We start from the raw sequence: 14,329 nt of genomic DNA, 5'->3' as shown, positions 1-14,329 counted from the left end.
ACTCTCCCCCGGCGTTAGGAAGGGGCCCTTCCTCTACCGCAGGCGTTAATAAGGTGCCCTTCCTTTCACCTCAGCGGACGCTGCGGGCGAACTGGCGGGCCGCCCAGACGACGCCGGCCGCCGCGAGGACCGCGATGATGCCGAGCCCCTGCCACACCTTGTCGTCGCCGAGGTTGCCGGCGAAGAGGGCGCGGGTGCCGTCGACCGCCCAGGAGAACGGGTTCCACTCGGCGATGCCCTGGAGCCAGCCGGGTGCGAAGGTCAGCGGCAGCAGGATGCCGGAGAGCAGCAGCACCGGCTGGGCCACGGTGTTCATCAGCGGCGCCAGCGCGTCCTCGCTCTTGACCTTGAGCGCGATGCCGTAGGAGACGGCCGAGGTCATCAGTGCGATCAGGGCGAGCATCAGGTACGCCAGCAGCAGGTCGACGAGCGAGACGCGCAGGTCGAACAGGAGGGCGAGCAGGGTGATGATGACGGCCTGCACGATGAGCGACACCACGTCGCGCAGCGAGCGGCCGAGCAGCAGGGCGAGCCGGCTGACCGGGGTGACCCGGGAGCGTTCGATGACGCCGGCGCGCAGCTCGGCGATCAGGCCGAAGCCCTGGAACAGGCCGCCGAAGATGGCCAGCAGCACCAGCAGGCCCGGCACGAAGATCTTGTAGGCCTCCGCCTGGGTGGGCGCGTTCAGCGCCGGCTTGAGCAGCGGGGCGAAGAGCAGCAGGTACATCACCGGCTGGAAGACGCCGACGAAGACCCAGACGGGGTTGCGCAGCAGCAGGTGGAGCTGGCGCTGGAAGATCAGCCAGGTGTCACGGGCGAGTTTCATGGGAGCTCTCCGGTCTGGGATCAGGACTCGCGCAGCGAGCGGCCGGTCTTGGTGAGGAAGACGTCGTCGAGGCTCGGCCGGTGCAACTCGATGGAGCTGAGCCCGAGGCCCGCGGTGTCGACGCGGCGCAGGATCTGCGGGATGGCGGTCGCGCCCTCGTCGACGTAGAGCCGCAGCCCGCCCTCGTCGACGGTCTCCAGCTTGTTGACGTACGGCTCGCCGTCGAGCAGTTGCGCGGCCTGCGGGGTGGCCCTGGCGTCCAGCCCGACCAGCACGACGTCGCCGGATATCTCGCGTTTCAGCTCCGCCGGGGTGCCCTCGGCGACCACCTCGCCGTGGTCCGTGATCGCGATCCGGTCGCAGAGCGCGTCGGCCTCCTCCAGGTAGTGGGTGGTGATGAAGACGGTCATGCCGTCGGCGCGCAGTCGCCGGATCTCGTCCCACATGTGCGCGCGGCTCTGCGGGTCGAGGCCGGTGGTTGGCTCGTCCAGGAAGACGATCCGTGGCTCGTGGATGATGCCGAGGGCGATGTCCACCCGCCGCCGCTGACCGCCGGAGTAGGTCTTGCATTTGCGGTCGGCGTACTCGGTGAGCTGGAAGGCGTCGAGGGCGCGGGCGGCCCGCCGGTGCGCCTCGGCCTTGCCGATGCCGTACATCCGGGCGTGCAGGACGAGTTCCTCGCGGGCGGTGGACTCGTCCCAGGTGCTGCCGCCCTGGGCGACGTAGCCGATGCGGCGGCGCACCTCGGCCGGGTCCTTGCGCAGGTCGACCCCGGCGACGACGGCCTCGCCGCCGTCCGGCTCGATCAGCGTGGCCAGCATCCGCAGGGTGGTGGTCTTGCCCGCGCCGTTGGGGCCGAGGAAGCCGAAGATCTCCCCCTCGGTGACCTTCAGGTTGACGCCGCGCACCGCGTCGACGGTCTTCGTCTGGCGACTCTCGCGGGAGCGGAACGACTTCCGCAACCCCCTGGTCTCGATCATCTCTGCTCCTGGTCGTCCGGGCCGGCGCGGGCCGGCCTAGCTGTCTGTCCCTCGGAGACGACGCCGGACGGCGTGCTCCCCCGTCGCGTCGCGAGCAGGCTAACGCGATATAGCTCTTGTGGTCAACGTTGATTATTCTCCTTCCGACCCCCGAGGCGGCAACCGCTCCTCCCAGCCCGCCCAGCCCTGCGCCCGGTCCAGCCCCTCCGGCAGGTACGGCACCCCCGACTCGATCCGCTCCGCGATCCGCTCGCACCAGGAGATCTCCACCTCGGAGCGGGCCGCCCACAGCTCGAACATCCACCCCACGTGCACCGGCTTGGTCTCACGCACCCAGCCAGAACTCAACGAGGTACGCATCCACTCGACACCGGCACGAAGCAGGTTCGCCCGGTTGCGCAGGGCCGCCGCCGCCTCCTCGCGCGGCATCGCGGGCAGGAACGAGAACGCCGCCGTGAACGGGTCCGGCGGCTCGTGCAGTTGCCACCAGAGCCCACGCAGCAGCGACTCGAACTCCTCCTCGCCCTTGCGCGTCACCTCGTACGTGGTGCGGGCCGGCCGCCCACCCACCTGTTCGGTGGCCACCTCACGCAGCAGCCCCTCCTGGGTCAGCTTGCGCAGGGCGTGGTAGATCGAGCCGGGCTGCACGTTCGCCCACTTGTCGGCACTCCAACTGAGCAGCTCACGGCGCACGTCGTAGCCGTGCACGGGCTGCATCCAGCGCACCAGGCCGAGAATCATCATTCGGGTGGCAGACACCCGGTGAGCGTAATAAGCAAATTTGACTAGGGCGCGGCGAACAGTGCGGCATCCCACACTGAGCGATCGTTAGGCCTGCCAGGGTGGCCGATAAACTCCCGGGCAGTGACACCCGGGAGGAGCCAGCAAGGTGCGCAAGGTACTCATCGCCAACCGCGGCGAGATCGCCGCCCGCGTCATCCGGGCCTGTCGGGACGCCGGCCTCGGCAGCGTCGCCGTCTACGCGGACTCTGACCGGGACGCCCTGCACGTCACACTCGCCGACGAGGCGTACGCCCTCGGCGGGGACACCGCCGCCGAGACGTACCTGCGCATCGACAAGCTGCTGGCGGTCGCCGCGCAGGCCGGGGCCGACGCGGTCCACCCCGGCTACGGCTTCCTCTCCGAGAACGCCGACTTCGCCCAGGCCGTCATCGACGCCGGGCTGACCTGGGTCGGCCCCACCCCGCAGGCGATCCGGGACCTCGGCGACAAGGTCACGGCCCGGCACATCGCCCAGCGCGCCGGCGCGCCCCTGGTGCCCGGCACCCCCGACCCGGTCGGCGGCCCCGACGAGGTGCTGGCGTTCGCCGTCGACCACGGCCTGCCGGTCGCCATCAAGGCCGCCTTCGGCGGTGGCGGGCGCGGGCTCAAGGTGGCCCGCACGATGGAGGAGATCCCGCACCTGTTCGAGTCGGCCACCCGCGAGGCGGTCGCCGCGTTCGGCCGGGGCGAGTGCTTCGTCGAGCGCTACCTGGACCAGCCCCGCCACGTCGAGGCGCAGGTGCTGGCCGACCAGCACGGCAACGTGGTCGTGGTCGGCACCCGGGACTGCTCGCTGCAGCGCCGCCACCAGAAGCTGGTCGAGGAGGCCCCCGCGCCGTTCCTCACCGACGCGCAGCGCGCCCAGATCCACGACAGCGCCAAGGCGATCTGCCGGGAGGCGGGCTACCACGGCGCCGGCACGGTGGAATACCTGGTCGGCGCCGACGGCACCATCTCCTTCCTGGAGGTCAACACCCGCCTCCAGGTCGAGCACCCGGTCACCGAGGAGACCGCCGGCATCGACCTGGTCCGCGAGCAGTTCCGGATCGCCGACGGCGAGAAGCTGCGGCTCACCGAGGACCCGGCACCGCGCGGGCACTCCATCGAGTTCCGGATCAACGGCGAGGACCCGGGCCGCAACTTCCTGCCCGCCCCCGGCACCGTCACCGCGCTGCGGCTGCCCACCGGCCCCGGCGTCCGGGTGGACACCGGCATCTCCGCCGGCGACGTGATCGGCGGCAACTTCGACTCGCTGCTGGCCAAGGTGATCATCACCGGCGAGACGCGTACCGAGGCGCTGGAGCGGGCCCGCCGCGCCCTGGACGAGATGGTCGTCGAGGGCATGGCCACCGCGCTGCCGTTCCACCGGCTGGTGGTCCGGGACGAGGCGTTCACCGCCGAGCCGTTCGCCGTGCACACCCGGTGGATCGAGACCGAGTTCGACAACACCGTCGCGCCGTTCGCCGCCGCCGCCGGTCCCGCCGAGGCGCCGGCCGGGCGGGAGACCGTCGTGGTCGAGGTCGGCGGCAAGCGGCTGGAGGTCAGCCTTCCCGCCGGCTTCGGCGGGGGTACGACCACCGCCGCGCCCGCCGCCCGCAAGCCGGCCCGCCGGGGCGGCGCGGCCAAGGCCGGCGTCGCGGTCAGCGGCGACGCGCTGACGTCCCCGATGCAGGGCACCATCGTCAAGATCGCTGTGGCCGACGGCGACACCGTCGCCGAGGGCGACCTGGTCGTGGTGCTGGAGGCGATGAAGATGGAGCAGCCGCTGCACGCCCACAAGGCGGGCACGGTCAGTGGGCTCGCGGCCGAGGTCGGCGCCGTCATCACCGCCGGTACGGCGATCTGCACCATCGCCTGAGGCGTTAGGAAGGGCACCTTCCTAGCGTTTTCGGTAGAGGAAGGTGCCCTTCCTAACGCATGGCAGGGCGAGGCGCCCCCGGCGTGGCACCGGCCAGCCGCGGAGTCAGCGCAGCTCGGCGGCGGCCACCGCCCGGACGGCGACGGTCAGCGCGTCCAGGGTGGTGGACTCCATCCGCCAGTGCTGCCAGTACAACGGGCGGTCCAGGTGGCGCCCGGCGCCCACGTCGACGCAGCGCCCGGCGGCGACGTCGGCGCGGGCCAGCCGCTCCGGGACCATTCCCCAGCCCAGCCCGAGCCGCACCGCCTCGTTGAAGCCCTCGAAGGACGGGACGTAGTGGACCGGCGGATCGAGCCGGCGCCGGGTGACGGTGCGGACGAACCGGTGCTGGAGCCGGTCCTTGCGGTCGAACGCCAGCATCGGCGCCGCCGCGAGGGCGGGCTCGGTGAGGCCGTCGGGGAAGTGGCGGGCGGCGAACCCGGGCTGGGCCAGCGCGACGTACCGCATCGCGCCCAGCCGCTCCACCCGGCAGCCCTGGACGGCCTCGCGCTGCGCGGTCACCGCCGCCATCGCCGTGCCGTCGCGGATCAGCTCCGCGGTGTGCTCCTCGTCGTCCCGGCGGACGTCGAACAGGAGCGCCAGCCCGGTGGGCAGCCGCGCCAACGCGCCGACGAACCAGGTGCCGAGCGAGTCCTCGTTCGCCACCACCGTCACCCGGGTGGGGGCGGACTCACCGGACGTCGCCGGTCGGGCCGCGCCGAGCGCCTCCCGTTCCAGCAGGGCCACCTGCCCGGCGAGCCGGAGCAGCGGCCGGCCCGCGTCGGTGGCCAGGCACGGCTTCGACCGGCGTACGAGCACCTGGCCGACGGCCTGCTCCAGCGCCTTGATCCGTTGGCTGACGGCCGACGGCGTGATGTGCAGGGCCTGGGCGGCGGCCTCGAAGCTGCCCTCGGCGACCACCGCGGCGAGCGTACGGAGCTGTGTGGAGTCCAGCATGATGAAGCTGAGCTTATCCACCCTGAGAATCTTTAGCTGGGCTGAATCTCGTGCGACTCGTACCGTCATCTGGTGCCTGACCTTCTCAGCGGCCCGGTGGCCGGCTCCGCCGTCGCCGGCTTCTCCCTGTCCATCGCGCTGATCGCCGCCATCGGCGCGCAGAACGCGTTCGTCCTGCGGCAGGGCCTGCGCCGGGAGCACGTCGTGCCGGTGGTCGCCGTCTGCGCCGCCTCCGACGCGCTGCTCATCTCGCTCGGCATCGCCGGAATGGGCACCGCCACGCGGGAACACCCCGCCGCCCTCACCGCCGTCCGGTGGTTCGGCGCCGCGTTCCTGCTCGGGTACGCCGTGCTGGCCGCCCGGCGCGCGCTGCGGCCCGGCGCGCTCTCCCCGGCCGACCGGCCGCCGGCCACGCTCGGGGCGACGCTGCTGGCCTGCCTCGCGTTCACCTACCTCAACCCGCACGTGTACCTCGACACCGTCCTCCTGCTCGGCGGGGTGGCCCGCCAGCACCCGCATCACTGGGTCTTCGGCGCGGGGGCCGCGCTGGCCAGCGCGGTCTGGTTCACCGCCATCGGGGCAGCCGCGCACCGGCTCGCGCCCGTGCTGGCCCGCCCGACGGCCTGGCGATTCGTCGACGGCACCGTCGCCCTCGTGATGGTCGCGGTCGCGGCGACCCTGCTGCTCGACTGAGCGCTCCGCGTCCCGGGCGCGGTCGGGGTGTTTTCGGCTACCACCGGGGGCGCGGACGCGGGCGGGCGGGAATGATGGCGACGTGCGGTTTCTTCACGGCGCGGTTCCCGCGCACGACCTGACCTACAACGACGTCTTCATGGCGCCCGCCCGTTCCGAGGTGGGTTCGCGGCTCGACGTCGACCTGGCCACCGGCGACGGCACGGGCACCACCATCCCGCTGGTGGTGTCGAACATGACCGCGGTGTCCGGCCGCCGGATGGCCGAGACGGTCGCCCGGCGCGGCGCGATCGCGGTCATCCCGCAGGACATCCCGATCGAGGTGGTCGCGAACGTCGTCGGCTGGGTCAAGCAACGGCACCTGGTGCACGACACGGCGATCACGCTGGGCCCGACCGACACCGTCGGCGACGCGATCCACCTGCTGCCGAAGCGGTCGCACGGCGCCGTGGTCGTGATCGACGAGGAGAGCCGGCCGCTGGGCGTGGTGACCGAGGCGGACACCGTGGGCGTGGACCGCTTCGCCCAACTCCGGCACGTCATGTCCACCGAGCTGCACACCGTGCCGGCGGACGCGGACCCGCGTACCGGCTTCGACCGGCTCTCGGCGGGCCGGCGGCGGCTCGCCCCGGTGGTCGACGGCGAGGGCCGGCTCGTCGGGGTGCTGACCCGGCAGGGCGCGCTGCGGGCGACCCTCTACCGGCCGGCCGTGGACGACCGGGGCCGGCTGCGGATCGCCGCCGCCGTGGGCATCAACGGCGACGTGACCGGCAAGGCGGCGGCGTTGCTGGAGGCCGGGGTGGACACGCTGGTCGTGGACACCGCGCACGGCCACCAGGAACGGATGATCTCCGCCCTGCGGGCGGTCCGGGCGCTGGACCCGGCGGTCCCGGTCGCGGCCGGCAACGTGGTGACCGCCGAGGGCGTACGGGACCTGGTGGAGGCGGGGGCCGACATCGTCAAGGTCGGCGTCGGCCCGGGCGCGATGTGCACCACCCGGATGATGACCGGGGTGGGCCGGCCCCAGTTCTCCGCCGTGCTCGACTGCGCCGCGGCGGCCCGCCAGCTCGGCCGGCACGTCTGGGCCGACGGCGGCGTACGCCACCCGCGCGACGTGGCGCTGGCGCTGGCCGCCGGCGCGTCGAACGTGATGATCGGTTCCTGGTTCGCCGGCACCTACGAGTCCCCCGGTGACCTCTACACCGACGCGGACGGCCGGCGCTACAAGGAGAGTTTCGGCATGGCCTCGGCACGGGCGGTCAGCGCGCGGACGGCCGACGACAGCGCGTTCGACCGGGCCCGCAAGGCGGTCTTCGAGGAGGGCATCTCCTCGGCCAGGATGTACCTGGACCCGGCCCGGCCCGGCGTGGAGGACCTGATCGACGAGATCATCGCCGGGGTGCGCAGCGCCTTCACCTACGCGGGCGCCCGGGATCTGGCCGAGTTCCACGAGCGGGCCCTGGTCGGCGTGCAGAGCACGGCCGGCTACACCGAGGGAATGCCGCTGCCCACGAGCTGGTGACCCCGGCACGGCGCGACGGGCAGTGTCAGCGGGTGCCCCAAATAACAGGCGGCCGACCTTCGCGGTAGGTCACTTTTAATTGACAATTGATTTGTACCGCCGCCGCCTCGGCGTCGGGCAGAGGTGCGGGAACGCCGCTGATCGAATCGTCTGAACAGGGGTCAAAATCGTCGCGAATGCGGGATGCCAATTCTCGGAAAAAGTTTCGCGTGACGAATTCTCAAGTTTTCTTGAGCCGCCAAGCATTGTCCGTCTGTCGATGCGTGTGCCAAAGTCGCAGGGCGGCGAACAGAATCGCCGCACCGGACAGGAGGCGCAATGCGCATCAATCTACGGCGAGCGGCGGCCGCGACCGCGGCAGTGACTCTGCTGACTCTCGGGTTCGCTCAGGCTCCGGCCCAGGCGGCGACCACCTGGAGCACCACAGGCGTTGCCGGGGCGCACGCCCAGGGCACGACGTACGTCAAGTACTCATACGTCTACGTCAAGGGCTACGTGAAGGACACCGCGTGCGACGGCAAGTACGCGCAGGTGACCATCACCTTCGTGCCTGGAACCGTCTTCGACTCGCCGCCGCGCACGGAGAAGCCGAACACGAAGGGCCACGGTTGCGGGTTCGTCAGGCACTTCACGTACCGCTCCCACCTCTCGAACGGCTGGGGCAGGGTCACCGCCTACGAGTGCCGGAGGAACAGCAACGGCATCACCAACGTGTGCGGCCCCAGGGTCACCATCTGGAAGAGCTGACCCGAAGGGCTGACGTGGCCGGTCGACATACCTGAACGGGAAGGCCCCGCGACGCGGGCCTTCCCGCTTGGGCGTCTTTGGCCGCAATGGCAGCCTGATATTCCAGCCGATCGTGATCAGGTTCGGGGGCGCATGAGCAGGCCGCCAGTACGATGCGGCAATGGGCAGATTCCTTGCGCTCTTCAACGGCGCGGCTGATGAGGTCGGCAAGGCCGAACTCACCGAACAGCAGCAGGCTGAGTTCATCCACGCCTGGGCGTCATGGGCACAGGTCAACGAGAAGGCCCTCATCGATCCCGGCGCTCCGTTGAACGCGAAGAAGCTGGTCACGGCGCAGGGGGTCGAGGACTTCACCGACCCCATGACCGGCTACGCCGTCGTGTCGGCGGACTCGCACGACGAGGCAGTTCAGATCTTCTCCGGGCATCCGCACCTGAGGCTGTTCGCCGGAAACTCGATCGCAGTCCTGGAGTGTCCGCCTCCGCCGGGCTGACACCCTCAGGAAGGGCCCATTCCTTACGGCTTCGGGAAGAGGCGCTGGGCGACCGCGCGGGCGGCGGCCCGGGGGTCGTCGCCGACGCGGGCCGGCAGGGCGCCCGAGAGCCAGAGCGTGGCGAAGCCGTGCACGATCGACCAGGCGGCGAGCGCGTCGCCCTGCGGGTCCTCCGCCGTCGGGCGCCCCTCGGGCAGCGCGGCGACCCCCGCGCGCAACGCGTCGCCGGCACGCTCGCGGGCCGCCGCGAGTTCCTCCGCGTCGGCCCGGTAGAGGTCCGGACGGAACATCACCTCGAAGTGCGCGCGGTGCCCGATCGCGAAGTCGACGTACGCGACGCCCCTGTCCAGCAGGTCGCCGCCGGCGTCGTGCAGCGCCTCGGCAAGCAGCTCGAAGCCCTCGGCCGCGAGGGCGGTGAGCAGCCCGGACTTGTCGCCGAAGTGGTGTGCCGGGGCGGCGTGCGAGACCCCGGCCCGCCGGGCCAGGTCGCGCAGGCTCAGCGCCGCCGGGCCCGATTCCTCGATCACCCGCACCGCTGCGGCGAGCAGGGCGCGACGCAGGTCGCCGTGGTGGTAGCCGCGGGGTCCGGTCATGCCGCCAGCATATCTTTGCATTGACAAGATGACACGGTCGGCGGCAATCTTGTCGGCGACAAGTTCCCCGACCGAGGAGGCCCCGTGGCTCCGCTCATCGCCCTCGTGGCCGGCACCGCGCTCGCCCGACTGGCCGGGTTGGCCGGCCTTGCCGCGCTGGACGGCTGGCACCCCGCACTACGGGTCGGGCTGGCCCTGATGCTCACGCTGACCGGCGTCGCGCACTTCACCGCCACCCGCCGGGCGGACCTGATCGCGATGGTGCCGCCCCGCCTGCCCCGGCCCGACCTGCTGGTCACGGTCACCGGGGTGCTGGAGTTGGCGGGCGCGGTGGGCCTGCTCCTGCCGGCGACCGCCCGCTGGGCCGCGGCCGGGCTGGCCCTGCTGATGCTGGCCATGTTCCCGGCCAACGTCTCGGCCGCCCGGCGCGGGCTGACCCTGGCGGGCCGGCCGGTGACCCCCCTCGGCGCCCGGACCGCCCTTCAGGTGGTGTTCGTCGCCGCCGCCCTCGCTATTTCGTTTGGGCCCTGACGTTCAGGGAGCTAATGTAACCGCCATGGATCTGATCACGCTCCGGGACGCGCCCCTCGGGCGGCTGCTCGTGGTCGCCGGGCACCTCACCGGGCAGCGGTGGAACCGCTACCTGGCCGAGGAACACGGGCTCACCCAGGCCGGGATGGTCACCCTGATGACCCTCGCGCAGCACGGCGAGCTGCCGCACCGCACGGTGGCCGAGCACGGTTTCGTCCGGCCGGCCACCCTCACCGGCATCGTCGACACCCTCGAACGCGACGGTCTCGTCGCGCGGCAGCGTGACGAGACCGACCGGCGCAGCGTCCGGCTCGCGATCACGCCGGCCGGCCGGGCCCGGCTCGACGCGCTGACCGCCGTGCTCCACTCGGGGCACCCGCTGACCCCGGTCGACGCCGACCCGGCGAAGGCGGCGGTGATCCGCGAGTTCCTCGTCCAGGTCATCGCGCGCGGCGAAGGTGACCACCGCACCCCGGAGGGCGTGGCATGCTGATCCGGCTCCTGCGCACCTACCTGCGTCCCTACCACCGGCCGCTGGCCGCGGTGGTCCTGCTCCAGTTCGTCGGCACGATGGCGTCGCTCTACCTGCCCAGCCTCAACGCCGACATCATCGACCTGGGAGTGGCCCGGGGCGACACCGGCTACATCCTGCGCACCGGTCTCTGGATGCTCGCGGTCAGCCTGGTCCAGATCGCCTGCTCGGTCGTCGCCGTCTACCTCGGCGCGCGGACGGCGATGGGCTTCGGCCGGGACGTCCGCTCGGCGGTGTTCGGGCACGTCAACCGCTTCTCCGCCCGGGAGGTCGCCCGGTTCGGCGCGCCCTCGCTGATCACCCGCAACACCAACGACGTGCAGCAGGTGCAGATGCTCGTGCTGATGAGCTGCACGATGCTCGTCGCCGCGCCCATCATGAGCGTCGGGGGCGTCGTGATGGCGCTGCGCGAGGACGTCGGGCTCTCCTGGCTGATGGTGGTCTGCGTGCCCGTACTGGCCGTCGCGCTCGGGCTGATCATCAAACGGATGGTGCCGGGCTTCCGGCTCATGCAGACCCGCATCGACACCGTCAACCGGGTGCTGCGCGAGCAGATCACCGGCATCCGGGTGGTGCGGGCGTTCGTCCGGGAGCCGTACGAGACGGAGCGCTTCGCCACAGCGAACGCCGACCTCACCGCGACCGCCCTGCGCACCGGCCGGCTGATGGCGCTGATCTTCCCGGTGGTGATGCTGGTGCTCAACGTCTCCAGCGTCGCCGTGCTCTGGTTCGGCGCCCAGCGGGTGGAGGACGGGGCGATCCAGGTCGGCGCCCTCACCGCCTTCCTGCAGTATCTGATGCAGATCCTGATGGCCGTCATGATGGCCACCTTCATGCTGATGATGGTGCCCCGCGCGGCGGTCTGCGCCGAGCGCGTCGTCGAGGTGCTGGACACCGACTCCTCGGTGGCGCCCGCCGCCCACCCCGTGACCGAGGTGACGACCCACGGCGAGCTGGCACTGCGTGACGTCGGCTTCCGCTACCCGGGGGCGGCCGAGCCGGTGCTGCGGGACGTCTCGTTCCGGGTGACGCCGGGGACGACGACGGCGATCATCGGCAGCACCGGCGCGGGCAAGAGCACCCTGCTGTCGCTCGTCCCCCGGCTGGTCGACGCGACCACGGGCACGGTCCTGGTCGACGGCGTCGACGTACGGGACCTGGCGCCGGACGAGCTGTGGCGCCGGATCGGGCTGGTGCCGCAGCGGCCGTACCTGTTCACCGGGACGGTGGCGAGCAACCTGCGCTACGGCAACCCGGACGCGACCGACGAGGAACTCTGGGCGGCGCTGGAGATCGCCCAGGCGCGGGACTTCGTCGAGGCGATGCCCGAAGGGCTGGCGGCGCCGATCGCGCAGGGCGGCACGAACGTCTCCGGCGGGCAGCGGCAACGGCTGGCCATCGCGCGTGCCCTGGTCCGGCAGCCGGAGATCTACCTCTTCGACGACTCGTTCTCCGCGCTGGACCTCGGCACGGACGCGCGGCTGCGGGCGGCGCTGCGGCCGGTCACCGCGGACGCCGCCGTGGTGATCGTGGCGCAGCGGGTCTCCACCATCGTCGACGCGGACCAGATCGTCGTGCTGGAGAACGGGGGCGTGGTCGGGATCGGCCGACACGACGAACTACTACTGACCTGCCCGACGTACGCCGAGATCGTGGCGTCGCAGACCACGACGGGGGTGGCCGCGTGAGCGAGCGGAGCAAGCGAACCAGCAGGCACGGCGGCGCCGTACCGCAGCAGAAGCCGGCCGCCGACGCGCGGACGCCGAGGCGGCTGCCGCCCGGCGGGCACGGCGGGCACCCGGGGGCCGCCGGGCTGCCCGCCGAGCGGTCGATGAACTTCGGTCCCTCGGCCCGGCGGCTGATGGGCCGGCTCCGCCCGCAGCGGCTCCAGCTCGTCGCCGTGATCGCGCTGGCGGTGATCAGCGTCGGGCTCAGCGTGGTCGGGCCGAAGGTGCTCGGCTGGGCCACCGACGTCATCTTCACCGGCGTGATCGGCCGGCAGCTACCGGCCGGCACCACCGCCGACCAGGCGGTGGACGCGGCGCGGGCCGCCGGTAACGACAACTTCGCCGACATGCTCGCCCGGATGGACGTGGTGCCCGGCGTCGGCATCGACTTCGCCGCGCTGGCGGGGGTGCTGCTGCTGGCGCTCGGGCTCTACCTGGCGGCCAGCCTGCTGTCCTGGTGGCAGGGCTGGCTGCTCAACGGGGTGGTGCAGCGGACCGTGCTGCGGTTGCGCGCCGAGGTGGAGGACAAGCTCAACCGGCTCCCGCTGCCCTACTTCGACCGGCAGCCCCGGGGCGAGCTGCTGAGCCGGGTCACCAACGACATCGACAACATCTCGACCAGCCTCCAACAGACGCTGAGCCAGTTGCTCACCTCGCTGCTCACCGTGGTCGGCGTGCTGGGCATGATGTTCTGGATCTCGCCGCTGCTCGCCCTGGTGGCCCTGGTCGCGGTCCCGGTCTCGGTGGTCGTCACCACCGCCATCGCCAAGCGGTCGCAGCAGCAGTTCATCGCCCAGTGGACGCACACCGGCGAGCTGAACGGCCAGATCGAGGAGGCGTTCACCGGCCACGAGCTGGTCAAGGTCTTCGGCCGGCAGCGCGAGGTGGAAGCCGCCTTCACCGCGAAGAACGAGGAGCTGTTCCGGGCGAGCTTCGGCGCCCAGTTCATCAGCGGGATCATCATGCCGGCGATGATGTTCGTCGGAAACCTCAGCTACGTGGTGGTCGCCGTGGTCGGCGGCCTGCGGGTGGCCTCGGGGGCGATGAGCCTCGGCGACGTGCAGGCGTTCATCCAGTACTCCCGGCAGTTCACCCAGCCGCTCACCCAGGTCGCCTCCATGGCGAACCTGCTCCAGTCCGGGGTGGCCTCCGCCGAGCGGGTCTTCGCCGTGCTCGACGCCGAGGAGCAGAGCCCCGACCCGGCGGAGCCGGCCCGGGTACGCGACCCGCACGGCCGGGTCGAGTTCTCCGACGTCTCCTTCCGGTACGCCCCGGACAAGCCGCTGATCGAGGACCTCTCCCTGGTCGCCGAGCCCGGCCACACGGTGGCCATCGTCGGGCCGACCGGGGCCGGCAAGACCACGCTGGTCAACCTGGTCATGCGCTTCTACGAGCTGGACGCCGGCCGGATCACCCTCGACGGGGTGGACATCACCACCATGCGCCGCGACGACCTGCGCGGCAGGATCGGGATGGTCCTCCAGGAGACCTGGCTCTTCGGCGGCACCATCCGCGACAACATCGCGTACGGCCGCCCGGGGGCGAGCGAGGAGGAGATCGTGGCGGCGGCCCGGGCCACGTTCGTGGACCGGTTCGTGCGCAGCCTCCCCGACGGCTACGACACGGTGATCGACGAGGAGGGCAGCAACGTCAGCGCCGGCGAGAAGCAGCTCATCACGATCGCCCGGGCGTTCCTCGCCGAGCCTTCGCTGCTGATCCTGGACGAGGCGACCAGTTCGGTGGACACCCGCACCGAGGTGCTGCTGCAGCGGGCGATGGCCGCCCTGCGTTCGGACCGGACGAGCTTCGTCATCGCGCACCGGCTCTCCACCATCCGCGACGCCGACCTGATCCTCATGATGGAGGACGGCCGGATCGTGGAGCAGGGCACGCACGACGAGTTGCTCGCCGCGCGGGGCGCGTACCACCGCCTCTACCAGTCGCAGTTCACCGCCGCCGTCCAGCCCGACCCCGAGCCCGCGCCGCTTCAGGGGTCGTCCCGGTGACAGCGGGGTCACCGGGGGCGACCGGCCGGCCGGCGACGGGAT

At 71.9% G+C, this 14,329-nt stretch carries 14 protein-coding genes; 9 read left to right on the top strand and 5 right to left on the bottom strand.

Annotation, left to right across the window (positions count from 1 at the left end; genetic code table 11):
* Positions 1-70: 70 nt before the first annotated feature.
* The 3 genes from ABZ809_RS04645 to ABZ809_RS04635 form a co-directional block, all read right to left on the bottom strand.
* Positions 71-826, bottom strand: a complete 756-nt coding sequence (locus ABZ809_RS04645; protein ID WP_357561017.1) for an ABC transporter permease — start codon at positions 824-826, stop codon at positions 71-73.
* Positions 827-846: 20 nt separating this feature from the next.
* Entirely contained in the window at positions 847-1,806 is a 960-nt protein-coding gene (locus ABZ809_RS04640; protein WP_357561016.1) for an ATP-binding cassette domain-containing protein, read from the bottom strand.
* 132 nt (positions 1,807-1,938) lie between these two features.
* Positions 1,939-2,550, bottom strand: coding sequence for a PadR family transcriptional regulator (locus ABZ809_RS04635; protein ID WP_357561445.1), 612 nt, complete (start codon positions 2,548-2,550; stop codon positions 1,939-1,941).
* Between the two features lie 145 nt (positions 2,551-2,695).
* Between ABZ809_RS04635 and ABZ809_RS04630 the strand changes: the two genes are divergently transcribed.
* Entirely contained in the window at positions 2,696-4,447 is a 1,752-nt protein-coding gene (locus tag ABZ809_RS04630; RefSeq protein WP_357561015.1) for a biotin carboxylase N-terminal domain-containing protein, read from the top strand.
* A gap of 105 nt (positions 4,448-4,552) precedes the next feature.
* Here ABZ809_RS04630 and ABZ809_RS04625 read toward each other — a convergent pair whose 3' ends face one another.
* The gene (locus tag ABZ809_RS04625; protein ID WP_357561443.1) at positions 4,553-5,443 is read right to left on the bottom strand and encodes a LysR family transcriptional regulator ArgP; all 891 of its coding nucleotides are present in this window, start codon (positions 5,441-5,443) and stop codon (positions 4,553-4,555) included.
* 96 nt (positions 5,444-5,539) lie between these two features.
* Between ABZ809_RS04625 and ABZ809_RS04620 the strand changes: the two genes are divergently transcribed.
* From ABZ809_RS04620 to ABZ809_RS04605, 4 genes are all read left to right on the top strand, one after another.
* The gene (locus ABZ809_RS04620) at positions 5,540-6,136 is read left to right on the top strand and encodes a LysE/ArgO family amino acid transporter (RefSeq protein ID WP_357561442.1); all 597 of its coding nucleotides are present in this window, start codon (positions 5,540-5,542) and stop codon (positions 6,134-6,136) included.
* An 82-nt stretch (positions 6,137-6,218) separates the two neighbouring features.
* Positions 6,219-7,658, top strand: a complete 1,440-nt coding sequence (locus ABZ809_RS04615) for a GuaB1 family IMP dehydrogenase-related protein (protein ID WP_357561014.1) — start codon at positions 6,219-6,221, stop codon at positions 7,656-7,658.
* A 318-nt stretch (positions 7,659-7,976) separates the two neighbouring features.
* On the top strand, positions 7,977-8,405 hold the full coding sequence (locus ABZ809_RS04610; protein WP_357561013.1) for a hypothetical protein: 429 nt from the start codon (positions 7,977-7,979) through the stop codon (positions 8,403-8,405).
* A gap of 160 nt (positions 8,406-8,565) precedes the next feature.
* Positions 8,566-8,898, top strand: coding sequence for a hypothetical protein (locus ABZ809_RS04605; protein ID WP_357561012.1), 333 nt, complete (start codon positions 8,566-8,568; stop codon positions 8,896-8,898).
* Between the two features lie 23 nt (positions 8,899-8,921).
* Here the strand turns inward: ABZ809_RS04605 and ABZ809_RS04600 are convergent, their stop codons facing one another.
* Positions 8,922-9,491, bottom strand: coding sequence for a TetR/AcrR family transcriptional regulator (locus ABZ809_RS04600; protein WP_357561011.1), 570 nt, complete (start codon positions 9,489-9,491; stop codon positions 8,922-8,924).
* Between the two features lie 84 nt (positions 9,492-9,575).
* Here ABZ809_RS04600 and ABZ809_RS04595 point away from each other — a divergent pair, with 84 nt between their 5' ends.
* The 4 genes from ABZ809_RS04595 (at position 9,576) to ABZ809_RS04580 (ending at position 14,287) form a co-directional block, all read left to right on the top strand.
* On the top strand, positions 9,576-10,022 hold the full coding sequence (locus tag ABZ809_RS04595) for a DoxX family membrane protein (protein WP_357561010.1): 447 nt from the start codon (positions 9,576-9,578) through the stop codon (positions 10,020-10,022).
* 25 nt (positions 10,023-10,047) lie between these two features.
* A complete protein-coding gene (locus tag ABZ809_RS04590) occupies positions 10,048-10,515 on the top strand; it encodes a MarR family transcriptional regulator (RefSeq protein WP_357561009.1) in 468 nt (155 codons plus the stop codon).
* Positions 10,509-12,242 (top strand): ABC transporter ATP-binding protein, encoded by a 1,734-nt coding sequence (locus tag ABZ809_RS04585; RefSeq protein ID WP_357561008.1) that lies wholly within the window; start codon positions 10,509-10,511, stop codon positions 12,240-12,242. Before ABZ809_RS04590 ends, ABZ809_RS04585 begins: the two co-directional genes overlap by 7 nt.
* Positions 12,243-12,385: 143 nt before the next feature.
* Positions 12,386-14,287 (top strand): ABC transporter ATP-binding protein, encoded by a 1,902-nt coding sequence (locus tag ABZ809_RS04580; protein ID WP_357561441.1) that lies wholly within the window; start codon positions 12,386-12,388, stop codon positions 14,285-14,287.
* Positions 14,288-14,329 lie beyond the last annotated feature (42 nt).

It is taken from the genome of Micromonospora sp. NPDC047074 (genome assembly GCF_040643815.1).
Taxonomy (GTDB): Bacteria; Actinomycetota; Actinomycetes; order Mycobacteriales; family Micromonosporaceae; genus Micromonospora.
The sequence above is the reverse complement of the archived record's forward strand: the minus strand, read 5'-3'. Positions and strand labels throughout refer to the sequence as shown.